24 protein-coding genes and 2 pseudogenes are annotated in these 21,745 nt (G+C 70.7%); 17 read left to right on the top strand and 9 right to left on the bottom strand.

The window, feature by feature from the left end; translation table 11 throughout:
- Nucleotides 1-39: 39 nt before the first annotated feature.
- The 7 genes from AB0937_RS09045 to AB0937_RS09015 all read left to right on the top strand — a co-directional run bounded on the left by AB0937_RS09045 (nt 40) and on the right by AB0937_RS09015 (nt 4,201).
- Nucleotides 40-990 carry a type II secretion system F family protein gene (locus AB0937_RS09045; protein ID WP_366710664.1) on the top strand — a complete coding sequence of 317 codons (951 nt, stop codon included), beginning with the start codon at nt 40-42 and terminating at the stop codon, nt 988-990.
- On the top strand, nt 990-1,913 hold the full coding sequence (locus tag AB0937_RS09040) for a type II secretion system F family protein (protein ID WP_366710522.1): 924 nt from the start codon (nt 990-992) through the stop codon (nt 1,911-1,913). Before AB0937_RS09045 ends, AB0937_RS09040 begins: the two co-directional genes overlap by 1 nt.
- 73 nt (nt 1,914-1,986) lie before the next feature.
- Nucleotides 1,987-2,238 carry a hypothetical protein gene (locus AB0937_RS09035; RefSeq protein WP_010041603.1) on the top strand — a complete coding sequence of 84 codons (252 nt, stop codon included), beginning with the start codon at nt 1,987-1,989 and terminating at the stop codon, nt 2,236-2,238.
- 46 nt (nt 2,239-2,284) lie between these two features.
- Nucleotides 2,285-2,746, top strand: coding sequence for a TadE family protein (locus AB0937_RS09030; RefSeq protein WP_366710521.1), 462 nt, complete (start codon nt 2,285-2,287; stop codon nt 2,744-2,746).
- On the top strand, nt 2,747-3,175 hold the full coding sequence (locus tag AB0937_RS09025) for a TadE/TadG family type IV pilus assembly protein (protein WP_366710519.1): 429 nt from the start codon (nt 2,747-2,749) through the stop codon (nt 3,173-3,175). It abuts the gene before it with no gap.
- 29 nt (nt 3,176-3,204) lie between these two features.
- Nucleotides 3,205-3,651: a pilus assembly protein TadG-related protein gene (locus AB0937_RS09020; protein WP_366710662.1), complete on the top strand. Its 447-nt coding sequence runs from the start codon at nt 3,205-3,207 to the stop codon at nt 3,649-3,651.
- Nucleotides 3,652-3,973: 322 nt separating this feature from the next.
- Nucleotides 3,974-4,201 carry a hypothetical protein gene (locus AB0937_RS09015; protein ID WP_366710518.1) on the top strand — a complete coding sequence of 76 codons (228 nt, stop codon included), beginning with the start codon at nt 3,974-3,976 and terminating at the stop codon, nt 4,199-4,201.
- A gap of 65 nt (nt 4,202-4,266) precedes the next feature.
- Here the strand turns inward: AB0937_RS09015 and AB0937_RS09010 are convergent, their stop codons facing one another.
- The 4 genes from AB0937_RS09010 to AB0937_RS08995 form a co-directional block, all read right to left on the bottom strand.
- Nucleotides 4,267-4,620 (bottom strand): hypothetical protein, encoded by a 354-nt coding sequence (locus tag AB0937_RS09010; protein ID WP_366710517.1) that lies wholly within the window; start codon nt 4,618-4,620, stop codon nt 4,267-4,269.
- A 100-nt stretch (nt 4,621-4,720) separates the two neighbouring features.
- On the bottom strand, nt 4,721-4,975 hold the full coding sequence (locus tag AB0937_RS09005; RefSeq protein WP_366710516.1) for a contact-dependent growth inhibition system immunity protein: 255 nt from the start codon (nt 4,973-4,975) through the stop codon (nt 4,721-4,723).
- A 326-nt stretch (nt 4,976-5,301) separates the two neighbouring features.
- Entirely contained in the window at nt 5,302-6,354 is a 1,053-nt protein-coding gene (locus tag AB0937_RS09000) for a hypothetical protein (protein ID WP_366710515.1), read from the bottom strand.
- A complete protein-coding gene (locus tag AB0937_RS08995) occupies nt 6,351-6,998 on the bottom strand; it encodes a hypothetical protein (protein ID WP_366710514.1) in 648 nt (215 codons plus the stop codon). The genes AB0937_RS09000 and AB0937_RS08995 overlap by 4 nt, the downstream gene beginning before the upstream one ends.
- Before the next feature lie 319 nt (nt 6,999-7,317).
- On the opposite strand from AB0937_RS08995, the gene AB0937_RS08990 reads away from it, so the two are divergent.
- A complete protein-coding gene (locus AB0937_RS08990) occupies nt 7,318-10,320 on the top strand; it encodes a BTAD domain-containing putative transcriptional regulator (RefSeq protein ID WP_366710513.1) in 3,003 nt (1,000 codons plus the stop codon).
- A complete protein-coding gene (locus AB0937_RS08985; RefSeq protein WP_366710512.1) occupies nt 10,317-11,045 on the top strand; it encodes a prepilin peptidase in 729 nt (242 codons plus the stop codon). Before AB0937_RS08990 ends, AB0937_RS08985 begins: the two co-directional genes overlap by 4 nt.
- A gap of 25 nt (nt 11,046-11,070) precedes the next feature.
- On the opposite strand, the gene AB0937_RS08980 is transcribed toward AB0937_RS08985, so the two are convergent.
- Entirely contained in the window at nt 11,071-11,379 is a 309-nt protein-coding gene (locus AB0937_RS08980; RefSeq protein ID WP_366710511.1) for a hypothetical protein, read from the bottom strand.
- A gap of 80 nt (nt 11,380-11,459) precedes the next feature.
- On the opposite strand from AB0937_RS08980, the gene AB0937_RS08975 reads away from it, so the two are divergent.
- From AB0937_RS08975 to AB0937_RS08965, 3 genes are all read left to right on the top strand, one after another.
- Nucleotides 11,460-12,434, top strand: coding sequence for a type II CAAX endopeptidase family protein (locus AB0937_RS08975; protein WP_366710510.1), 975 nt, complete (start codon nt 11,460-11,462; stop codon nt 12,432-12,434).
- Between the two features lie 70 nt (nt 12,435-12,504).
- The gene (gene mqnC, locus AB0937_RS08970) at nt 12,505-13,704 is read left to right on the top strand and encodes a cyclic dehypoxanthinyl futalosine synthase (RefSeq protein ID WP_030839983.1); all 1,200 of its coding nucleotides are present in this window, start codon (nt 12,505-12,507) and stop codon (nt 13,702-13,704) included.
- A 7-nt stretch (nt 13,705-13,711) separates the two neighbouring features.
- Nucleotides 13,712-14,389 (top strand): hypothetical protein, encoded by a 678-nt coding sequence (locus AB0937_RS08965; protein ID WP_366710508.1) that lies wholly within the window; start codon nt 13,712-13,714, stop codon nt 14,387-14,389.
- Between the two features lie 13 nt (nt 14,390-14,402).
- On the opposite strand, the gene AB0937_RS08960 is transcribed toward AB0937_RS08965, so the two are convergent.
- Entirely contained in the window at nt 14,403-15,425 is a 1,023-nt protein-coding gene (locus AB0937_RS08960; RefSeq protein ID WP_366710506.1) for a chitinase, read from the bottom strand.
- Nucleotides 15,426-15,998: 573 nt separating this feature from the next.
- Between AB0937_RS08960 and AB0937_RS08955 the strand changes: the two are divergent.
- From AB0937_RS08955 to AB0937_RS08945, 3 genes and pseudogenes are all read left to right on the top strand, one after another.
- Nucleotides 15,999-16,231 (top strand): annotated as a pseudogene (locus AB0937_RS08955) (bi-functional transferase/deacetylase); the annotation flags it as partial.
- Nucleotides 16,222-16,374: pseudogene (locus AB0937_RS08950) on the top strand (acyltransferase); the annotation flags it as partial. The pseudogenes AB0937_RS08955 and AB0937_RS08950, both read left to right, overlap by 10 nt.
- Entirely contained in the window at nt 16,371-17,066 is a 696-nt protein-coding gene (locus AB0937_RS08945) for a demethylmenaquinone methyltransferase (protein WP_366710505.1), read from the top strand. The pseudogene AB0937_RS08950 and the gene AB0937_RS08945, both read left to right, overlap by 4 nt.
- On the opposite strand, the gene AB0937_RS08940 is transcribed toward AB0937_RS08945, so the two are convergent.
- Both AB0937_RS08940 and AB0937_RS08935 read right to left on the bottom strand, forming a co-directional pair.
- Nucleotides 17,053-17,400 (bottom strand): PASTA domain-containing protein, encoded by a 348-nt coding sequence (locus tag AB0937_RS08940; protein WP_366710504.1) that lies wholly within the window; start codon nt 17,398-17,400, stop codon nt 17,053-17,055. The genes AB0937_RS08945 and AB0937_RS08940 overlap by 14 nt on opposite strands.
- A 74-nt stretch (nt 17,401-17,474) precedes the next feature.
- Nucleotides 17,475-17,999 carry a GNAT family N-acetyltransferase gene (locus AB0937_RS08935; RefSeq protein WP_366710503.1) on the bottom strand — a complete coding sequence of 175 codons (525 nt, stop codon included), beginning with the start codon at nt 17,997-17,999 and terminating at the stop codon, nt 17,475-17,477.
- A 98-nt stretch (nt 18,000-18,097) separates the two neighbouring features.
- Between AB0937_RS08935 and AB0937_RS08930 the strand changes: the two genes are divergently transcribed.
- Nucleotides 18,098-19,390 carry a geranylgeranyl reductase family protein gene (locus tag AB0937_RS08930; protein WP_366710502.1) on the top strand — a complete coding sequence of 431 codons (1,293 nt, stop codon included), beginning with the start codon at nt 18,098-18,100 and terminating at the stop codon, nt 19,388-19,390.
- A gap of 419 nt (nt 19,391-19,809) precedes the next feature.
- Here AB0937_RS08930 and AB0937_RS08925 read toward each other — a convergent pair whose 3' ends face one another.
- Nucleotides 19,810-20,649, bottom strand: a complete 840-nt coding sequence (locus tag AB0937_RS08925) for a C40 family peptidase (RefSeq protein WP_366710661.1) — start codon at nt 20,647-20,649, stop codon at nt 19,810-19,812.
- 724 nt (nt 20,650-21,373) lie between these two features.
- On the opposite strand from AB0937_RS08925, the gene AB0937_RS08920 reads away from it, so the two are divergent.
- Complete coding sequence (locus AB0937_RS08920) at nt 21,374-21,733, top strand: NADH-quinone oxidoreductase subunit A (protein WP_003992243.1); 360 nt, start codon at nt 21,374-21,376, stop codon at nt 21,731-21,733.
- The last annotated feature ends 12 nt before the right edge of the window (nt 21,734-21,745 follow it).

The following is a 21,745-nucleotide window of genomic DNA, read 5'->3' as shown; positions in this document are numbered from 1 at the left end:
ATGACCACGAACCTCGCCGCACTCGGCTCGCTCGGCTCCATGGGCGGCCTGTTCTCCACCACCGTCCTGTACTCGATAGGGAGCGGAGTCGCCGTCGGCGGCGGCCTCGCCCTGCTCCTCGTCGCCGTACGCGGGCTGCCCGCCAAACCCGACCACGAGAAGCAGAAGGCCGCCGAGCGGGCGAGTGAACTCATCCGCTTCGCAGGTCAGCGCGGCTCGCTCGCCGCCATCGTCGGCCTGGTCGTCCTCGTCCTCACCCGCTGGGCCGTCGCGGGCATCGCTGCCGGAGTCCTCGTCTTCTTCTGGGACCGCCTGTTCGGCGGCGCCGGTGAGGAACGGGCCGCCATGCGCCGCGTGGAGGCCCTGGCCTCCTGGACGGAGTCCCTGCGCGACACCATCGCCGGCGCCGTCGGCCTGGAACAGGCCATCCCGGCCTCCGCCCGCGCCGCGGCCCCCGTCCTGCGACCCCACCTCGACGCCCTCGTCGACCGGCTGCGCGCCCGCACCCCGCTGCCCGAGGCACTCCAGCAGCTCGCCGACGAGATCGACGACGCCTCCGCCGACATCATCGTCGCGGCCCTCATCCTCAACGCCCGCCTGCGCGGCCCGGGTCTGCGCCAAGTCCTGGGCGCCCTGGCCAAGTCGGCCCGTGAGGAGGTCGACATGCGCCAGCGGGTCATGGCCCAGCGCGCCTCGACCCGCAGGTCCGTGCAGATCGTCGTCGCGGTCTCCATCGCCTTCGTCCTCGGCCTGTCGATCTTCAACCGCGACTTCGTCGCGCCGTACGGAACGGCCGTCGGCCAGCTCGTCCTGGCCTGTGTCTGCGGCTTGTTCGCGCTCGGCTTCTGGTGGCTGCGCAAGCTGTCCACCATCGAGACGCCCGAACGCTTCCTCGTCCGCGACGAGGCATCCGTCCAGTTCGTCCGCCCGAGGACGCCGTCGGGGGCGCAGTCCCAGCAGCGGCTGCCGCAGGAAGAAGGGGCGCGCTGATGGACCTCACGATGCCGCTCGTCGTCGGCGCCGTCATCGGCCTGGGCATCTACGCCCTCGTCCGTGCCCTCATGCCCGGCAAGCGCAGCGCGATCTCACAGGTCGCGCGGATCGACGCGATGCGGGCCCGCGGCTCGGCCTACGAGTCTGCCCGCGTCGAACGGGAGAAGGGACGCCTGGGCGCGATACGGGCCGAAGTCGGCCTGCGTGTCTCGGAGTTCTACCTCCAGCAGGGCTGGGAACAGCGCTCGCTGCGCGCGGACCTGGCGGTGCTGGACCGCAGCTGGGAGAAGTTCCTGGCGACGAAGGTGCTGCTGGGCGTGGCCGGTCTGTTCTTCGGCCCGTTCCTGTTCGCCATCGTCTACACGCTCGGCTTCGGCCGGAGCCCGATCATCCCGGTCTGGCTGGCCCTGCTCTTCGCGGTCGTCTTCTTCTTCCTGCCGGACCTGGAAGTACGGCGGGACGCCGCCGAGAAGCGGCGCGACCTGCGGCGCGTGATCGGCGCCTACCTCGACCTGGTGTCGATGAGCCTCGCCGGCGGACGCGGTCTGCCCGAGGCCCTGATGGCGGCGGCCGAGGTGTCCGACGGCTGGGCCAACCAGCGCATCCGCAACGCCCTGTCCGACGCCCGCATCACCGGCGTCAGCCAGTGGCAGGCGCTCGGCGCGCTCGGCGAGGAGATCGGCGTGGAGGAGCTCAAGGACCTCTCCGCCTCCCTGGCCCTGGTCGCGGACGACGGTGCCAAGGTCCGCGAGTCCCTCGCCTCCCGCGCCGAGACCATGCGGCACCGCGAACTCGCCGAGATCGAGGGCAGCGCGGGCGAGAAGTCCCAGTCGATGCTCGTCGCCCAGCTGCTGCTGTGCGCCGGGTTCCTGGTGTTCCTGATCTTTCCGGCGGCGATGCGGGTGTTCCAGGTGCAGTGAGCCGTGCATGAGCCTTGCAGCGACCTTCACAACTCCAGAACTCCGCGAATCGATTTCGAAAGGACAAGACGTCATGAACGGACGTAACTTCCACACCGGCATTCCCGCCGTGGACTTCCTCGTCACCTTCCTCCAGGCCCGCACCGAGCGGGCCCGCTCCGGCGAGCTGGACCGCGGTGCCTCCGCGGTCGAGTGGGTCATCATCTCCGCGGTCGTCGTCGCGATCGTCGGTGTCGTGGCCGCCATCATCAACGCCGCGCTGAGCGAGGGCGCCAACAAGGTCGGCGACTGCATCAAGGGCGCGGACGCGGGCAAGACCTGCTGACCGCCTCGGGATCACAAGGAGCATCAGGGCAACGGGGATCACGGGGATGCCGGCAGACGTCAGCAGACGGATACGCCGCTGGGTGCGGGCCGCACGGGAACGGGCGGCCACCCGCGGCGACTCGGGCATGACCGCGATCGAGTTCGTGCTGCTCACCCCGGTGCTGTTCTTCATGATTTTCGCGACCGTGCAGTTCGCCCTGTACTTCTTCGCGGACCACGTCGCCCAGGCGGCGGCCCAGGCCGGAGCCCGCAAGGCCCGCGCCACGGCCGACGAACAGCCCGGCGCGTGGCGGGGCGAGGCACGGGACGTCGTCGACAGCTACATCCGCCAGCTCGGTCCGCAACTGGTCCTGTCCCCGGACGTGACGATGGTGCAGCCGGAGCCGAACACGGTGGGCGTGGAGATCGCGGCCCGGGTCCCGACGGTGTTCCCCGGGCTGGACCTCACGGTGCACGCGCAGTCGGCGGGGCCGGTGGAGCGGTTCGTACAGGAAGAGGGCAACTGAATGTCCGTCCCTCCTCTGCCAGGAGGCCGTCGGTCCGCGGACGACAGCGGCCTGTCCACCGTCGAAGTCGTCATCCTCGCACCGGTGATGATCCTGTTCATCCTGGTCCTGGTGGCCTTCGGCCAGCTCGTGGACGGCCGCGGAGCGCTGGACGGCGCGGCCAGGGACGCGGCCCGCGCGGGTTCGATCCAGAAGGACCACGCGACGGCCATGGCCGAGGCGAAGAAGGCCGCGGAGGCGAACCTGGCGGACGTCTGCTCGGGCCCGGTGAACGTCGTGCAGACCAGCCAGGGCTTCGAACCGGACACCATCTTCACGGTCGAGGTGAGCTGCCAGGTGCGGGGTCTGGCCATGCTCGGCCTGGACGTGCCGACGACGCTGACGGCGAGCTTCAGCTCACCGCTCGACCCGTTCCGGAGGACGGTGTGAGACCCTTCCGGCCCTTCCGGCCCTTCCGGCTGTCGTGGTGGGCGGCCCGTGGCGTGCGTCTGGACGACCGCGGGTCCGGTGCGGGCGCGGTCATCATCTTCACGCTCGTCTTCCTCTCCCTCTCCGCGTTCGTCATCGACGGCGGCCTGTCCATTTCCAAGCGGGAACGGGCCGCGGACATCGCCGAACAGGCGGCTCGTTACGCGGCCCAGGACATCGACCGCGACGCCCTCTACGAGAACGAGGGCGGCCCCGCGCCGATCAACTTCGAGAACTGCAACGCCCGTGTGAAGGCCTTCGCCCGCGAGATGGACATGACGGGCGCGGACATCGGGGCGACCCACTGCGTGGCGGCGAACGCCCAGGCGGTCGAGGTCGAGGTGCAGCTCACCTACTCGCCGGTCTTCACGGGCATGTTCTACGGCGGGGACGTGGTGGTCCACGGGCAGGCGGTGGCGGAGAACGAGGTCGGCTGAGCGACGACGTCGGCTGAGCCGGATCCCGAACATCCCGCGAATCTGCACACCGTTCACTGTGAGGTCGGGACGGGATGGGGCAGCAGCCCGGCCCGGACCGTTTTCCGCGCTGCGTACTGCATTCCTGTATCGCGAGACGGCAGAAAATGTGAAGGTCGCAAGGTCGCCGGTGACCGAATGGTCACACTCATGAATGCGCCCCCTGCTTTCCGTCCGCTTTCCCTTCCACGGACCGGGCACCGACTGGCCGCCCCTACTCCGGCGTGCTTTGATCGTTCGCGCTCGAGCATTTCGAATTTTGAACCGAAGGGAACCGCCCCCCATGGCCTTCACCCCGCAGATCCAGACCGCCCAGATGTCCGACGCCGAACTGGACACCATCGCCGGCGGCCAGGCGGGCGCTGCCGCGGGTGCCGGCGCCGCAGCCGGTCTCTACGTCGAGACCACGGCCGCGGGCCTCACCGCGGGCGTCGGCGGCGGTGTGGGCCTCAGTGTCTCGCCGCAGGGCATCGCGGCGGACCTGCACGTCAACGCGGCCGTCGCGCACTGACGAACGCATGAAAGGGCCCCGGGGCATCGGCCCCGGGGCCCTTTTCGCATCGCTCGGGCCGGGGCCTACTTCCCCCCGCCGTCCCCCTTACTGCCCTTGCTGCCCCGCTTGTCCTCGGTCTTCATGGCGTCGTTCACCTTCTTGGCGAGTTCGTCATCCAGCTTCTTGAACTCGCGCACGACGGCATCGGACATACTCGCCAGCGCGTCCAATTGCTGCGTGATGTCCTCGCGCCCGTCTTCCCAGTTGGACTCGAAATCGCCGAGCGCGTCATTGACGCTGCCGTCGCCGATGTCGTCCTGGTAGGACTCGAAGAGCTTCTTGGTGTGATTCAGACGGGTCTTGATGGACCGCAGCCGACGCCCGTAGCTCTCCAACTCGGTCAGCGGAAGCGCGAGATCGCTCTTGCCCTTGGCCATGGATTCCCCCAGTAGGTCGGACGATCAGACGATATAGCAGACGGGTGTCGCGAGCCCCTCGACCGCCGACCCGCAACCCGACCGGAGGTCTCGTGCGACGTCACATTCCCTTGGGAAGCGATGCCAGGAAGCCATCGACCTCTTCCTTCACGTAACGGGAGAGATCTGTCAGCATCTCCAGACCGACGTCCTGAGTGATCAACCGGGCGAGCTCGTCCGGTTCCAGCGTCCCGACGGGGCGCCGGCGCAGCTCGTGTACGGCCTTGACCATCGAGGTCGTGTCCTGAGGTGGATCCGGCCAGCGCCGCCCTTCGAGTTGCTCGAGGGATTGAGCAGGATCGACGGGCTGAGGCATCGACGGGGTTCCCTTCTTGTGAAAGGCGCCGCTCACGACGGGGCGCTCGCGGGGACGTTTTGAGGCGTCCTCTGGCCGAGCAGGTCGACGATCCGCTGTGCACCGGGACGGCGAACTCGTCAGCCGGGCCCGCGAACCGTCCCGGAAGAAGACCGTGAAGTCGGACGCCGTCAAGCCGAACCGCCTGATCTCCGCGCCGACGATCTCGCTCCGGTGCAACGACCAGAGGACGGTCTCGGACCCAGGAGCCCTTGTCCCACCACCCCACGAGAGGAACCGACTGCCTCGCCCATGCCCTTCCTGCACCGTCGCTGCGGTCGCGTCACTCAGCGGTTGATCGACTGGATCTCCTGGACGTTCATGTCCTGCGTCGTCTCGAACGTGCCGTCGGGCAGGTCGCCGCCCGTGCCGTCGGAGCCCTCCCAGGTGATCTTCCAGGTGACACTGGCGGAGAGCCGGTAGGGAGTGCCGTCGGTCGCGCGGAGGTAGCGGATGCCGCACGGTGGGGTCCTGTCGGCGGATCCCTTGGTGTACGGGGTGCCGATGGAGCCGTCGTCGTCGATCTCGCAGTCGCCGGAGGCGGGGAAGACCTCGGCGTCCTCGGTGCCCGGGTCCAGGTGGAGGGCGACCGGCTGGGCCGTCGTCTCCGCCCACAGGCCCGTGCCGGGGAGCTCCGCGCGGACCTTGACGTCCTTGAACGTGCCCTTGTCCAGCCAGACCCACGTCGGCAGGTTCACCGTCGACTTGGCCGCCGGCTTCAGCTCCACCTCGGTCGCCGGAACCTTGACCTTGTCGTAGGCGTAGTCGGCGAGGACTTCCGGCGTGGGGGCGTTCGGGACGTCGGGTATCTCGCCCGCGTCCTGCCAGAACATCAGCCGGCTGCACAGGGACGTGTCGTCGAGCTCGGTCACCTTCGGCGCGACCCCGCGCCAGAAGTAACCCTTCTTGCCGAGGTTGTAGTTCTTGTACCCCTTCACGGTCGCCGGCTTCGTGAAGATGGTGGTGGCGTCTTTTTCGTCCCTGAAGTGGTCGGTCCAGAGCTCCGATCCGTACCAGCCGTCGCGCAGACCGGCGTCACCGCTGCCGTCGTTCTCCGAGAAGTCCTTCAGCTGCTCAGGAGTGAAGACGGGCTCGTACCAGCACGGCGGCGGCTTCCAGTTGACGTCCGTCGACGCGACGGTGCCCTGCTTGCCGCCGGTGGGGCCGCTCGTCTGGGTGACCTTGATGCGGGAGTGCGAGGCGGAAGCGGATATCTCGTCGTTCCTGGCTCCGCCGCCGTAGCTGCCCTCGCCGCCGACAGCGACGGCGGGTACGGGTGCGAGCAGCACCCCGGTGAGCGAGAGGACCAGCAGAGGCCGGGAGGTGTGGGAGGACCTCACTGGGGGCAGCCACCCCGCTCCGAGCGGGCCGACACTGCCTGCCACACCCCCTGGGGGCTCTTGCCCATGGAGATCACGTAGAAGACCTCGGGGTCCGTGCCCGCCGGGTTGCCCTTGACCTCGCCGGTCTTGCGGTTCCTCGTGGAGGCCTTGCTCTCATCGGTGCAGTAGGAGAGGGACGCTGCCGCCTTGTCCTTGGAGAGGGTGACCTTGGGGTCGAACACGGGCAACTTGCCGATGACGGTCAGGTTCTTGTCCGTGTAGGTCCTGATCCACTGCTGGCTCTGCAGGAAACCGTTCTTCGTGTCGTAGAAGGCACGGTCCTTGCTGTCGGGGTCGTTCTCGATGATCGCCTCGTACCCGGCGCGGAGTTGCTCCTTGCCGTCGTCGAGCACCGCCTGCTCCACCGGATCGCTGCTCGTCCAGTTCTCGAACGTCAGCTGGAAGCTGCTGGGAAGCTTGATGACGGGACGTTTGACGTCCGGTGCCGCGGACGACTTCGAGGCCGCCGGGCTGGGTGAGCTGTCGCCCGCGCCCTTGATGTCGTCCGACGGCGCGTCATCGCTCCCGCCACAGGCGGTCAGAAGCAGCGCTGCCGCCGTGGCGAACGCTGCGGCAGTGGTGGTCAGTGCGCGGCGGGCCACAGTTGATCTCCCGTGAGTTTCGGTGTACGCGACAGGGAACGAAGCTATCAGGGGTGGGACATGGTGCTTTGAGGGCCAGTGGTGGATTGCGTGGGGATCGTGAGAGGCCTGCGTGGCAATTGCGAAGGCGGTGCTCTCCGGTGCCCGGCCCAGGGACGAACCCCCTTGGCTTCGGGGGCAAATCGGACGGCAGTGACGCTCCTTACGGATGCCCTTCGACGACCCCGAGGAGAGTCCATAAGATCTCTGTAGGCTCAGCACACCCCTTACTCACAGCTCGGCCTCACCTCACTCCACACACGACCCCAGGACACCCGCCATGCCGCGACGCCGCACCTCAAGCTCGTCAAGCTCGACGGGAAGTACGTCGGGAAGTACGACGGGAGCGGCGGGATCCACGGCCGCGCCCAGGAACCGGACCCCGCAGCCGGTGACGATCCGGCGGCGGTCGTTCGGGGACTTCGTCAAGGCGTTCCTCGCCTTCGTGGCCCTGGCCGTGCTGCTCGTCGGTGTGCCGGGCGCGCTGGCCACCCAGATCGGGTGGCCGCTGCCGGACGGGATGCCCGGTCTCGACTGGCTCCAGCAAGAGATCACCGTCCACACGTTCCTGAACATCCTCACCGTCATCGTGTGGCTGGCGTGGGCACAGTTCACCGCGTGCGTGCTCGTGGAGATGAAAGCCGCGCTGTCGGGTGTCGGCGTGCCGGGGCGGGTGCCCGGCGCGGGGCCGAGCCAGCTGCTCGCCCGGCAGCTCGTCGCCGCGCTGCTGCTCGTCGGCGCCACCGCCGCCAGCTTCACCCCCGGCCTGTCGCAGCTCGGGCACAGCTACGACGCCAACCAGAAGCCGGCCGTCGCCGCCGCCCAGGCCACCCCGGGGATCTTCGCCCAGCAGCAGGAGCAGGCCTCCGGCGCCGCGGCCGCCCTCGCCGAGCAGGCCTCGCACGCAGCCGCCCACGCCGACGCCGGCGGCAGCACCGCCCAGCAGGGCGACACGAAGTACTACCGGATCCAGCCGCCCGAGGGGCGTCACCACGACTCCCTGTGGGAGATAGCCCAACGGCACCTCGGTGACGGGCGCCGCTACAAGGAGATCTTCGAGCTCAACAAGGACCGCGTGCAGCCCGACGGGTCCAGGCTCTCCGAGGCCAGTCTCATCCGGCCCGGCTGGATCATGGAGATGCCCGGCGACGCCCGCGGCGGCGACCTCGTCGAGATGCCCGACGAGGCCCCCGTCGTGTCGCCGGACGTGCAGCAGCAGATCAGCGACTACGCCCAGAGCGGCGATCACGCCCAGGGTGGTGGCTCCGGAGCCCAGGGCGGCGGGCACGAGCAGGCCGGTGGCGGCGCCACCCACGTGTCCGTCCCCGACCAGCAGCGGCCCGCCCACGACACCGGCCACCAGCAGGCCACCGCCGTCGGCGCCGGGTCCGACAGCTCCTTCGGCCTCCCCGAGGCCCTCCTCACCGCTCCCCTCCTCGCCGCAGGTCTCCTCGGTGCCCTGGGCCGGCGTCGCCGGCAGGCGCTGTGGCAGTCGGCGTTCGGGGCCGTCGGTGGGCGGCGCGGCATGGAGCCGCCCACGCCGAGCGGTGACGCGCAGGACGTCCAGGACGCGCTGCTCGTCGGTGCCGACCCCGAGGGCGTGCGGCTGCTCGACCGGTCCCTGCGGGGTCTCGCCGCCTCTCTCGCCGAGGAGTCGCGCGCACTGCCGGTCGTCTACGCGGCCTGGCTCAGCAACGGCGACCTGCACCTCCAGCTCGCCCAGCCCGCCGGGAAGCCCCCGGCCCCCTGGCAGCAGGGGCAGGACCAGACGTTCTGGATGCTGGCCCGCACCGACGCCGAGCGCTACGAGGACGTCGACACGGCCGCGCCCTACCCCGGCCTCGTCAGCCTCGGCACCATGGACGACTCGCGGCTGCTGCTCAACCTGGAGGCCGTGCCCGGCATCGTGTCGCTGAGCGGCCGGGAGGCCGACCGGGCGGCCGTCTTCGCGTCCGTGGCCGCCGAGTTGGCGACCAATGGCTGGTCGGACCGCATGACCATCACGCTCGTCGGATTCGGGGAGGACCTCACGCCCCTCGCCCCGAATCGCATCCGGCACCTGGAGGACGTCGAGGCCCTCCTCGAGACCATGGAGGCCGAGACCCGGCAGCGGCGCGGAGCGCTGGGCGCCGCCGGGCACGACTCCGTCCTCACCGGGCGCACCGGACCCGCCCAGCACACCCGCTGGGCCCCGCACCTCGTGCTGCTCGCCGCCCAGCCGTCCGCCGAGGACGCCGTCAAGCTCGCCGAGTTGGCCGCCGACGCGAGCCGTCTCGGCATCGGTTACCTCGTCGGCACCGAGACCGGCGATCTGCCGGGCGCCGCCTGGGAGATGGAGATCACCGGCCAGGGCAAGCTGCTCGCGCCGCTCCTCGGGCTCGAACTCGACGCGCAGCTGTTGCCCGCGACCCAGCAGCGGGCCGTGGTCGAGCTGTTCGTGGAGGCCGACCCGGAGCGCGAGACCGACGGACCCGCGACCACCCCGCCGTTCCTCGTCGACATCAGCGAGCAGGGCCGTCCGGCCGTGTACGCCAGGCTCGTCGGGCCGTACGAGATCATCGGCCTGGACAACCCGGACGGGGAGCGCAGCGCGCTGCTGCACGAGGCACTCGCCCTGCTGCTCCTGCACCGCGAGGGTGTGCACCCGCGGGTGCTGTCCTCGGCGCTGTGGCCGCGCGGTGTCACCGACGACGTGCGAAGCGCGCTGCTCGACCGGCTGCGCGAGTGGCTCGGCACCGACCCCGACGGCACGCCCCGCCTCGCCACCGACGGCTCCGGCCGGCTCACGCTCGCCAAGACGGTCGTCTCCGACCTGGACGTGCTGCGGTCCCTCTACCACGAGGCCACGCAGGGCAGGGGCGTCGACAGCCGGGCCGTGCGCGGGCGGCTGCTCACCGACGCGCTCGTGCTGGTGCGCGGGCCGCTGCTCGCCGACCGGCCCGAGGGCCGCTACCGGTGGCTCACCCACGAGATCGTGGACGCCCAGCTGCCGCTGCTCGTCGCGGACACGGGGCTCGCGCTGTGCGAGTTCCACATGGAGAAGGACCGTGCGGAGAAGGCCATCGAGGCGCTGAACGCGGCCCTGCGCACCGCCCCGGCCGACGAGCGCCTGTGGCACGAGTTGCTGCGCGCCACGCAGGCCACGGGCGACTCGGACCGGCTGACCGCCCTCGCCACCGACCTCATCGGCCGCAGCGGGGCCCGCGGGCTGCCGCCGCGCACCGAGGCACTGCTCGACGAGCTGCTGCCGACGTGGCGTGACGCGATCGCCGCGGCGGGATGAGCACGGGGTTGCTGGCCGTCGCCGCCGCGCTGTGGGGCGCGGCGGCGGGAGCGTTGCTGCCGCGTGCGGCCTACCGCTTCTCCGCGCCGTCGGGGGAGGCGTGGCGGGAGGAGTGCCCCGGCGGGCACGCCGTCAAGGGCTGGCTCGGGCGGGCGGTGTGCCCGGAGTGCGCCGAGTCCGAATACGGGCCGCGTACGGCACCGCTGGTGATCGCCACCGCCCTGGTCTGCGCCGCTCTGGCCGCCGCGACGGGCACCCGCCCCGAGCTCGGCGTCTGGCTGCTGCTGGCCCCGGCCGGGGTGCTGCTCACGGTCGTCGACTTCCGCGTACGGCGCCTGCCCGACCCGCTCACCCTCCCGTTCGCCGCGGCCGCCCTGGCCCTGCTCGGCCTCACCGCCCTCGTCCCCGAGCACGCGGGCCACTGGACGACCGCCCTGCTGGGCTCCCTCGCCCTGGGCGGCGGCTACTTCGTCCTGTTCCTCATCAACCCCGCCGGCATGGGCTTCGGCGACGTCAAGCTGGCCCTGGGCACCGGAGCCGCGCTGGGCTGGTACGGCTGGCCGACGGTCATGCTCGGCACCTTCGCCGGTTTCCTGCTGGGCGCCCTGTACGGCGCCGCCCTGGTGCTCACCCGCCGGGCCACCCGCAAGACGGCCATCCCCTTCGGCCCGTTCCTGATCGCGGGCGCGTTCCTGGGCCTGCTGGTGGGCGCGTACACGGCCTGATACCGGCGGGCGGCGCCTCACGGGGTCATCCCGTGATGCCGTTCAGGACGCGATACGTGACGTACAGGCCGTAGGCGGCGAGGAGAACGCCGAGTAAGCGTGTCCAGCCGGGCAGGGCGCGGAGCTGGTGTGCCGCCCACATCCGCCGCAGACACACGGTGGCGCTCGCCACGCCGAGCACGGCCACGGCCGTGAACAGCCCGAACAGCACGGGCCGGTCGCCGACCGGCGTCTTCGCGGTCCCGGCGTCGGCCAGGACGAGCAGCAGGTAGGGGGCGATGTACCGAGCGGGGCCGAAGTCCCGGGGCTCAGCGGGGCGGGCGGAGTCGATCATCGGGGTGCCTCCTGGAAGCGGGGTGGGTGTGCGCTCGAACGCGTGTGATCCACGCAATCGGCGCTGTCATGATGCTGATCATGACAAACGCATCGCCTTATCCCGCCTACCCGGCCCCTCACCCTGCCGGCCCGTTCCCGGACCCTGAGCCTCACCCCTACCACCGCCTGGACCGCACCACAGGTCGTCACCGCTGGTGGCGGCCGCTGGTCGGGACGGTGCTGTTGGCCGTCGGCTACTTCGTGATGCTGCTCGTGCTGCTGGTCTTCTCCTTCGGGCTCGGTACGGCGCTCGGTGCCCCCGAACTGCCCGACGGGGGTGTGGACTTAGGGCCGCTCGGGAACACCGCGATGGATCTGGTGTCCCTCGCGATAGCCCTGCCCCTGGTGCTGCTGGCCACGCTGTGGCCGGCGAGACGGCCCGCCGGCACCGTCACGTCGGTCACCGGGCGGCTGCGGGCCCGCTGGCTGGGGTGGTGTCTGCTGGCCGGGCTGCCGCCCGTCCTCCTGCTCACGGGGACGGCCTTCCTCCTGCCGGACGACACGGGCGACTCCGGCACCTGGGTGGGCTGGGGTTCCTTCCTCGTGGCGCTGGCCGTCCTGGCCCTCCTCGTCCCGCTGCAGGCCGCGGCCGAGGAGTACGTCTTCCGGGGCTGGCTGACCCAGGCGGTCGGGGCGTTCGTGCGCTCCCCGTGGATCGCCGTGCTCCCGCAGGCCGTGCTGTTCGCCGCGGCCCACGGCTGGGGCACCCGGTGGGGCTTCCTCGGTCTGCTGGTGAACGGCCTGGTGGCGGGCCTGCTCACGATCCGCACCGGCGGTCTGGAAGCGGCCATCGCCCTGCACACCCTGAACAACCTGCTGGCCTTCGGCGCCTCCGCAGCGGTCGTCGACGGACTGGCATCGGACGAGACCGCGGCCGACGCGCCCTGGCAGCTGGCCCTCGCCGCGGTGGTCACCGACCTGCTCTACGCCGCGATCGTGCTGTGGCTGGCCCGGCGGCGCAAGCCGCAGCGCCTCTCGGCCCCGCCGCCGTACGACCCCGCCCGCTCGGCCTGACGTCCGGCCCGCGGAACCCCTGGCGTACGCTGGGCTGGTCCGTCCACAACCCTTACGAAAGGGACGCCCGGTGACCGAGAAGGCCGACCTTCAGCCCATCCTCGACCGTGCAGCCGCCGGTGGGCGGATCACCCCGGACGAGGCGCTCGTGCTGTACCGGGACGCCCCGCTGCACGCCCTTGGAGCCGCCGCCGACGCGGTACGCCGCCGCCGGTACGCCGGGACCGAGCACATCGCGACGTACATCATCGAGCGCAACATCAACTACACGAACGTGTGCGTCACGGCGTGCAAGTTCTGCGCGTTCTACGCCCCGCCGAAGGCCACGGACAAGGGCTGGACGCGTGACCTGGACGACATCCTGCGCCGCTGCGCGGAGACCGTCGAGCTGGGCGGCACACAGATCATGTTCCAGGGCGGCCACCACCCGGACTACGGCGTCGAGTACTACGAGAAGCACTTCGCGGCGATCAAGAAGGAATTCCCGCAGCTGGTCATCCACAGCCTGGGGGCGTCCGAGGTCGAGCACATGGCCCGGATCTCGAAGGTGTCCGTCGAGGAGGCCATCCAGCGCATCCACGCCGCCGGGCTGGACTCCTTCGCCGGTGCCGGTGCCGAGCTGCTGCCCGAGCGGCCCCGCAAGGCCATCGCCCCGCTGAAGGAGTCCGGCGAGCGCTGGCTGGAGATCATGGAGATCGCCCACAACCTGGGCGTGGAGTCCACCTCCACCATGCTCATGGGCACCGGCGAGACCAACGCCGAGCGCATCGAGCACCTGCGCATGATCCGGGACGTCCAGGACCGCACGGGCGGCTTCCGCGCCTTCATCCCGTACACCTACCAGCCGGAGAACAACCACCTGAAGGGCCGCACGCAGGCGACGCTGTTCGAGTACCTGCGGATGATCGCCATCGCGCGGCTGTTCATGGACAACATCGCCCACATCCAGGGCTCCTGGCTGACCACGGGCAAGGAGGTCGGCCAGCTCTCCCTGCACTACGGCGCCGACGACCTGGGCTCCATCATGCTGGAGGAGAACGTGGTGTCGTCGGCCGGTGCCAAGCACCGGTCCAACCGGATGGAGATCATCGATCTGATCCGTAAGGCGGGCCGGGTGCCCGCCCAGCGCGCCACCACGTACGAGCACCTCGTCGTCCACGACGACCCGGCGAACGACCCCGTCGACGACCGCGTGGTCTCGCACATCTCCTCCACGGCCATCGAGGGCGGCACGGCTCACCCCGAGCTGAAGCTGCTGGCCCCCAACTGACCCGCCGGTGCTGACGATCCACGCCGCCCCGCTGGTCCTCCCGGCGGGTGCGGCACCCGGCATGGACGCACCCGTCGTGGACGGCGCCGTCGTGGTGGACGGCGACCGGATCATCGCCGTCGGGCCGTTCGAGGAGGCCGTCGAGGACGCGCCGGGCGCGCGAGTGCGACGCTGGCCCGGCGTCCTCACCCCGGGGCTGCGCCAGTGGCACGCGCTGTGGCTGCTGCGCCGGTGCTACCACCCCGACCCACGCGAAGCCGACGAGCTGGGCGAACAGCCTCTGTGGGGCGAGCGGTTGGCCGCCCTGGGCGACCTCACCGAGACCCGCTGGTCGGGCAGCGTACGGCGCGGAGTGCAGCGGATGCTGCGCTACGGCACGACCGCGGTCGCCTCGCCCGGCGCCCGTTTCCGCGATCCCCTGGTGGCCACGGCCGTCGCGCGGTCCGGGCTGACCGTCGTGGGGACCACCGGGGCTCCCGGCACGCTCCTCGGTGAGCGGCCCGACCTCGATCCGTTCGCGGAGGGGTACGACCTCCCCGGCACGGTCCACGGCCCGCTGTCCGTCGGCGGCCGGGCCGACCTGGCCGTGTTCGACGTACCCGACGAGGCGGCCCTGCGCGAGCGCGGCGCGGCCACCTGCGTGGCGACCGTGCTGGCCGGACGGCTGGTGTACCGGGCCCGCTGACCCCGGGGCCGGGTCAGCCCGCGAACGCCTTCCCGAACGCCCCCGCACCCTGCGTCACACCGCTGCAATCGGTGGCCGCCTTCGCCGAGTCGGAGCCGTCCGCGCACTGCCGGTCCCGGGCCGCCGACCACATCGACACCCAGGCGATGCCCTTCTCCTCGGCGAACGCCCGCACCTCGGCGGCGTCCGCGAGCGTGAACGTCTCGTTCGCGACGTCGTTGACGCCGATCATCGAAGTGAGCGCCATGCCCCGCCAGGCGGTCGCGTCCGAGGTGCCGAAGGTCTTCTTCAGCTGGGTGTGCGCGGCCTTGGCGGCCGTGAGGGCGTAACCGCCCATGTCACCGTCGTACGACGAGCCGTAGTTCATCGTCATGAGGTTGACGGTGGAGACCTGTACGCCCTTGTCGTTGGCGGAGGCGAGCAGTGCGAGGCCGTCCTTGTCGAGCCCGGACGGCATCACCGGGAGCGTGAACGACACCTTCAGGCCGGCCCGTTCCTCCTGCAACCGCGCGATCGCCTCCGAACGCAGGGCGATGGAGGCGGAGTCGGAGAGTTCGTCGCCCTCGATGTCGAAGTCGGCCAGGGTGGCGCCCGCCGCGTCGAGGGCCTCGCCGTACGCCGCCGCCAGCTTCGCGACGCTGTCGCAGTTCACCGCGAGTTCCCTGCCGGAGGCGCCGCCGAAGGAGACCCGGAGCCGGGCGCCGTCCGCCTTGAGCTTCGCGATGCGGGAGGCGACCTTCGCGTCGTCGATGGCGTGCGTGCCGTTCCAGCGCGGGGTGCAGTCGTCGCCGTCGGCTATGACGAACGCCAGGTTGTACGTCGTGGGGGAGCCGGCGGTGTCGGTGCCGGCGGCCTCGGTGGCGCTGAGGTACGGGGCGTACGAGACGCCGGCCGCGGCCGGCGCCGTGGGGGACGTGGCGGACGCGGGGGCCTTTGAGGCCGCAGGGGCCGCGTCGTCCTGCCCGGAGCACGCGGCGGTGGCGAGGGCGAAGAGACAGCCCAGCCCGGCCGCCACCGGTTTCCGGTAACTCCTCATGACGTGCGCTCCCGTTCTCGTGAGGGTGGTGGTCGGACAGGAATACGTTTCCCGGCAGCAAACGTCTCACGAGGCCGGTTGCGCACGGCGAGTTCCGCTGGGTTTCCCGAGAACTCTCGGAGAAAGGGGTCCCTCACGAGAAAACCCGAGTTTAGAGCACATAAAGGTGCCCTACTGTCCGGTGAATGCATTCCGGGCCTGCCGTCGAAAACCACGCCCCTCGCGGTCGCCGCTGCAAACGCGGCAACGGGTCCGCGGAAGGCCCCGTGTTCGGCGACGACTCCGGTCGCAGGGCCCGGCTGCCGCGCCGGTTCGGCCTCCTGCTGGAGGCCGTCCGCCTCGGATATACGCGGCCGTCTTCGGCGCTGCCTTCATGGGTTGAGGGACGTACCTGACGCCGTCGCAGTTGCTGCCGTTCGCGGGTGCGTGGCCCGGCGCCGACGGGCCGGAGGGGGCTCCAGGCGGCCCGGGGGGCCGGCCCGAGCGGCGTCCCGTCGACTCCGGCCCGGGGGCCGCGAGCGCCACACCGCGTCCCCGTCCGCCTCCGCCGGCGCCGACTGACCGGGGCGTCCCATGACCACGACCACCCCTTCGCGCGGCCGGCGCCGCGCCCCTCCCGGATGGAACGGGCCGCGGGCAAGGCCGCCGCGTCGCAGCGGCCGCGCGTCGTCCTCGCCCTGCTGCTCCTGCTCGCACCGACCTGCGTGATGCTCCTCGACGGCTGTCTGCGCGCGCCGATCGTCACCTTCCGCGGCGGACAGGCCACGACCGTCTCCGTCCCCGACCAGACCATCGCGCTCACCTTCTCGGCAGTCAGTGGTTCCTGTCCGGTGTGGGCTGGGTGCTGATCGCGGTGTTCGTGCTGCTGTGCGGCCGGGTGGAGGACGTGACGGCACGGAAGAAGCCGAGGCTCCTGCCCGGAGGGGGTACTGCAAGAATGGGCCCGTGACCCGCGCATCCCTGGACAAGCAGCCGCACGAAGTCGCCTCGATGTTCGACGACGTGGCGGAACGGTACGACCTGACCAACGACGTGCTGTCCCTCGGCCAGGACCGGCGATGGCGCAAGGAGGTCGCCAAGGCGGTCGACGCGCGCCCCGCGCAGAAGATCCTCGACCTCGCGGCGGGCACCGGCACCTCCTCGCTGCCCTTCGCCCGCACCGGCGCCTACGTCGTCCCCTGCGACTTCTCGCAGGGCATGCTCCAGGTCGGCAAGCAGCGCCGGCCCTGGCTGCCGTACACCGCCGGCGACGCCACGCGGCTCCCCTTCAAGGACGACACCTTTGACGCCGTCACCATCTCCTTCGGGCTGCGCAACGTGCAGGACACGGACGCCGCCCTGCGCGAGATGCTCCGGGTGACCCGGCCCGGCGGGCGCATCGTGATCTGCGAGTTCTCGCACCCGACGTGGGCGCCGTTCCGCACGGTCTACACCGAGTACCTGATGCGCGCCCTGCCGCCGGTCGCCCGGGCCGTGTCCTCCAGCCCCGACGCCTACGTCTACCTCGCCGAGTCCATCCGCGCCTGGCCCGACCAGCCCGCGCTGGCCGAGCGGCTGGGCAAGGCCGGCTGGTCCCGGGTGGCCTGGCGCAACCTGAGCGGCGGGATCGTCGCCCTGCACCGGGGCTTCAAGGCGAGCTGAGCGCCATGGACGGGTCGCCCGGCTCGTCCAGCTCGCGCCGCAGACCGCCCCGGGGCGGACGGGGGATCCGCGGTTCGTGCACGCCCCCGCCGCCCTCACCGGGCCCGAAGTCGAACCACACGTAGACCATCGAGTCCCGCGGCACCTCGGCTCCGGGCTGCGGGTACTGGCGCACGACGTAGTCGACGACGGTGAGCGGGGGCTCGGGCCGGTCCGGCGTGGTGAGGAGGAGACCCCGCGCCCGGGCCGTCTCCCGCGCGTCCACGGCCATCAGCCCGACCAGACGCGGTACGCACACTTCGGGTGTCTTGCGGGATATGTGCACAGATGTCACCCCCAGCGGTACGGGAAGGGTAACTCCCGCCCCGTACCGACCGGAAGCGACGGATGTCTTTCTGTGGCAGACGACTACCGTCCGTCAACGCCCCGGAGGTCGAGCCGGTAGCAGTGTCCCGTGCGCTGCGAGGCCGGGGTCGTGAACGTCTCGGCGAGGCGCATCCCCAGCCGCTGCGTCACCGCGATGGACCGGCTGTTGCGGGCGTCGACCATCGCGACGACGCCCGGGACGCCGACCGCCCGCATCCGCTCCAGGGTCCGCTGCGCGGCAGCCGTCACATAGCCCTTGCCCCAGTGCTTCCGGCCCAGCCGCCAGCCGATCTCGATCTCGCCGGCCGGGCCCCAGGACCGCTCCCACGGCTGGGCACCGGTGAAGCCGATGACCTGCCCCGACTCGTCGAGCACGGTCCACAGGCAGAAGCCGAGCTCGGCGTCGTGCCGGCGCTGGCGGGCGGTGAGCTCCTCGTAGACCGAGAGCTCCGCGGCCCTGCCGCCGTGGAACTCCATGACGTCCGGGTCGTCGAAGATCCGGTGCCAGGCGAACGCGTCCTCGTGCGTGGGGACGCGCAGCCGTACGGCGGGGAGAGCTCGATTCACGGGGCAGCCCTTCAGCCGGGTGATGAATACCGCTGCATAGACTGCCCATGTCGGGTGCCGGTCGGCACATCAATTCCGAACCTTGGGGAGATCCCGCCGTGAGTGTCGTGACCGAGCCCCTCTCGGAGAACACCGCCGATGTGATCGTCGTGGGCGCGGGGCCGGCGGGCTCCACCACCGCCTACCACCTCGCCAAGGCGGGGCTCGACGTCCTCCTGCTGGAGAAGACCGAGTTCCCCCGCGAGAAGGTCTGCGGCGACGGGCTCACCCCGCGTGCCGTCAAGCAGCTGGTGGCCATGGGCATCGACATCTCGGAGGAGGCCGGCTGGCTGCGCAACAAGGGCCTGCGCATCATCGGCGGCGGGGTGCGGCTCCAGCTCGACTGGCCGGATCTCGCCTCCTTCCCCGACTACGGCCTCGTCCGCAAGCGCGACGACTTCGACGAGCAGCTCGCCCGGCAGGCCCAGAAGGCCGGTGCCCGGCTGTTCGAGCGGTGCAACGTGGGTGCGCCGATCATCGACGACCGCACCGGCCGCATCACGGGCGTGCACGCCAAGCTCGGTGAGGAGAAGCGCGAGGTCACCTTCCACGCGCCGCTCGTCGTCGCCGCCGACGGCAACTCCACCCGGCTGTCCCTGGCGATGGGCCTGCACCGCCGCGAGGACCGGCCGATGGGCGTGGCGGTGCGCACGTACTTCACCAGCCCGCGCCACGAGGACGACTACCTGGAGTCCTGGCTGGAGCTGTGGGACCGCCGCGGCGCCGAGGACCGCCTGCTGCCCGGCTACGGCTGGATCTTCGGCATGGGCGACGGCACCTCGAACGTCGGCCTGGGCGTGCTCAACACCTCCGACTCCTTCAAGGAGCTGGACTGGCGCGAGGTCCTCAAGGCCTGGTGCGCGTCGATGCCGGAGGACTGGGGCTACACACCGGACAACATGACCGGCCCGATCCGCGGCGCCGCCCTGCCGATGGCCTTCAACCGCCAACCGCACTACACCAGGGGACTGCTGCTCGTCGGTGACGCCGGCGGCCTGGTGAACCCGTTCAACGGCGAGGGCATCGCCTACGCCATGGAGTCCGGGCAGATCGCCGCCGACGTCATCGTCCAGGCCCACGCCCGGCCGACGCCCGCGAGCCGTGAACTGGCCCTCCAGCGTTATCCGCGCGTCCTGAAGGACACCTACGGCGGCTACTACACGCTCGGACGCGCCTTCGTGAAGCTCATCGGCAACCCGAAGGTCATGCAGATCGCGGCCCAGCGCGGTCTCACGCACCCCATGCTGATGAAGTTCACGCTGAAGCTCCTCGCGAACCTCACCGACCCCACGGGCGGCGACGCGATGGACCGCATCATCAACGGTCTGAGCCGGGTGGCCCCGAAGGCCTGAACGAACGGACGGGCGCGCCCGGCCTGCGGGTGCGGGTGACGGTCGGGCCCGAGTGCCCGTGGTGCCCCGGCCTGCCGTCGGACGTTCAACGCCGCGACGCGGGCAAGGGGCTTTTCGGGCGTACGGGACAACAGGCCCGCCAACGGAGCGGCGCGGGCGGCGCACTCGTGCCACCCGCCCTCAACACCCGGTCACGTCGTGACGATTCGGGCGCAAGGTGCCGGAGTGAAGGAAGCGCCGGGCCGGGTCGTCAGCCGTGTGGCCTCCAGGGCGGCTTCTGGGGGCCACTGGAGCGCCTCGGGGGCACGGGTGGGGCCGGGGGGCCCGACGGGCCCCGGACAGGCCGGGAGGGCCGTTGCCATGGTGTGGCAGCGGCCCCCGAGCCCGTATGTGCGGAAAGGGTCAGACGGTGTGCGACGTCACAGGACGCGCACCGCGCCCGACGCCGGGTAGCCCGACAGGTCCTGGATGACGACGCCCTTGGAGGGGTTGGCCGCGTCGAGGTACTGGCCGTTCCCGATGTAGACACCCACGTGGTACGCGGAGCCCTTGCCGCCCCAGTACAGGATGTCGCCGACCTGGACGCTGGACAGCGGGACGTCCGTACCGGCCATCGACTGGTCCTGCGAGACGCGCGGCAGGTCCACACCAACCTGCTTGTACGCGGCCTGCACCAGGGAGGAGCAGTCCCAGGCGTTGGGACCGGTGGCACCCATGACGTAGGCGTCGCCCACCTGGGCCTTGAGGAACGCGATGACCGTCGCGACGCTGCCGCTGGCGGGCGCCGACACGGACGTGGAGGCGGACGTGGACGTGGACGCGGAGAGGGTGGCGCGCTCGGTGCTGCGGCTGGCGCGCTCGGCGGCGGCCTTGCGGGCGGCCTCGGCGGCCTTCTTCTTGGCCTCTGCCTTCTTCTTCGCCTCGGCGAGGTCCTTCTTGGCCTCCGCGGCGGCCTTGGCGGCGGCGGCGTCACGCTCGGCGCGCAGCTCGTAGTTCGCGGCGGCCTGCTGGGTGGCGGCAGCGGACTGGGCGACCTGAGCGGACATGTCGGCCGTCAGGGTGGGCAGTTCGATGGTCTGCGTCACCGGCTCGGCGGCGTTCGCCGAGGCCGACGCACCCGCCGCTGCCATGCTGAGAACGCCACCGGCCACTCCGGCGCGCAGGGCGATCGATGAGGTCGCGCTGCGGCGGGGTTTCCGGTGGCTGCGTATGTGAGCGGTGTGGGACATGGGAATAACCGGTACCAGGGGCTCCTTCATATCTTCAAGAAACGTGTGCTGCGCCACAGTTACTCAATCGGGCCCCCAAAACCCCCGAACGAGGCTCTTTATTGACGCCGTAACGGACATTGCGGGCGCACCGTGATCGGCCTGTGATCACGGCGTTTGATCAATACGCCCGAATTGCCCCGCGCCTACCATCGGTTGGGTTGATTGGCCAAGCCCCGTTCTCATGGACCTCTCATCGATGTGGCGGAGGTCACGGAACGGCCGCCCCTCCGGTCGCGTCCAGGGGCGTAGATCACGACCGGATCACGGGCTCGCGGAGATCGTGAACGCGTGCACGCGTCCACACTCCGCCCCGGGCACCCCCTCACGTGTGAACGCGCCTCTATCAAGAGATCAAGTCCACCGCCAATTTGCATGCAAGAGAACCCTCTTGATATTGAGACGCACCCTCCGGCCTGCGCTGACGAGCCAAAATGTCACCTCTCGTGATCACTCGGACGCTTCGCGTGTGAAGATCACCGCTCATCCGACTTCATGATCGATCGTCAGGTGGTGGAGATCACAAAGCTTGTGCAATACCCCGTGTCGCAGATCACAGAGCGTCGGGCATAAGATGCACGCGGTTGGGCTTGTGACCTGCTTCACATGTTCCCGATCTTCGCCGGGGCGGGCGGGGTTCGAGGGACGGGTGGGGCGGATGTGAGCCCGATGCAAACCGCCAGCAGTCAGTGCCGACTGAGAGGAGCGAGGAGCGGTGAACGCTTATGCGCCCATCCTCGTACTGGGAGCCCTCGGGGCAGGCTTTGCGATCTTCTCCGTGGTCATGGCCACGTTGATCGGGCCCAAGCGGTACAACCGGGCCAAGCTCGAGGCCTACGAGTGCGGTATCGAGCCGACCCCCACGCCGGCCGGCGGCGGGCGCTTCCCCATCAAGTACTACCTGACGGCGATGCTCTTCATCGTCTTCGACATCGAGATCGTCTTCCTCTACCCCTGGGCCGTCACCTTCGACGCCCTGGGGATCTTCGGGCTCGTGGAGATGCTGCTCTTCGTGCTCACCGTCTTCGTCGCGTACGCGTACGTATGGCGGCGCGGCGGCCTGGAATGGGACTGAGGGGCCACACGT

It is taken from the genome of Streptomyces sp. NPDC047880 (assembly GCF_040706515.1).
Taxonomy (GTDB): Bacteria; Actinomycetota; Actinomycetes; order Streptomycetales; family Streptomycetaceae; genus Streptomyces.
This window is presented reverse-complemented; position numbering and strand designations above follow the sequence as displayed.

What these genes read in the sequence shown, in the direction of transcription:
- AB0937_RS09045 (WP_366710664.1), top strand. Translation starts at nt 40, where the DNA reads ATGGGCGGCCTGTTCTCCACCACCGTCCTGTACTCGATAGGGAGCGGA.
- AB0937_RS09040 (WP_366710522.1), top strand. Translation starts at nt 990, where the DNA reads ATGGACCTCACGATGCCGCTCGTCGTCGGCGCCGTCATCGGCCTGGGC.
- AB0937_RS09035 (WP_010041603.1), top strand. Translation starts at nt 1,987, where the DNA reads ATGAACGGACGTAACTTCCACACCGGCATTCCCGCCGTGGACTTCCTC.
- AB0937_RS09030 (WP_366710521.1), top strand. Translation starts at nt 2,285, where the DNA reads ATGCCGGCAGACGTCAGCAGACGGATACGCCGCTGGGTGCGGGCCGCA.
- AB0937_RS09025 (WP_366710519.1), top strand. Translation starts at nt 2,747, where the DNA reads ATGTCCGTCCCTCCTCTGCCAGGAGGCCGTCGGTCCGCGGACGACAGC.
- AB0937_RS09015 (WP_366710518.1), top strand. Translation starts at nt 3,974, where the DNA reads ATGGCCTTCACCCCGCAGATCCAGACCGCCCAGATGTCCGACGCCGAA.
- AB0937_RS09010 (WP_366710517.1), bottom strand. Translation starts at nt 4,620, where the DNA reads ATGGCCAAGGGCAAGAGCGATCTCGCGCTTCCGCTGACCGAGTTGGAG.
- AB0937_RS09005 (WP_366710516.1), bottom strand. Translation starts at nt 4,975, where the DNA reads ATGCCTCAGCCCGTCGATCCTGCTCAATCCCTCGAGCAACTCGAAGGG.
- AB0937_RS08990 (WP_366710513.1), top strand. Translation starts at nt 7,318, where the DNA reads ATGCCGCGACGCCGCACCTCAAGCTCGTCAAGCTCGACGGGAAGTACG.
- AB0937_RS08985 (WP_366710512.1), top strand. Translation starts at nt 10,317, where the DNA reads ATGAGCACGGGGTTGCTGGCCGTCGCCGCCGCGCTGTGGGGCGCGGCG.
- AB0937_RS08980 (WP_366710511.1), bottom strand. Translation starts at nt 11,379, where the DNA reads ATGATCGACTCCGCCCGCCCCGCTGAGCCCCGGGACTTCGGCCCCGCT.
- AB0937_RS08975 (WP_366710510.1), top strand. Translation starts at nt 11,460, where the DNA reads ATGACAAACGCATCGCCTTATCCCGCCTACCCGGCCCCTCACCCTGCC.
- AB0937_RS08960 (WP_366710506.1), bottom strand. Translation starts at nt 15,425, where the DNA reads ATGAGGAGTTACCGGAAACCGGTGGCGGCCGGGCTGGGCTGTCTCTTC.
- AB0937_RS08925 (WP_366710661.1), bottom strand. Translation starts at nt 20,649, where the DNA reads ATGAAGGAGCCCCTGGTACCGGTTATTCCCATGTCCCACACCGCTCAC.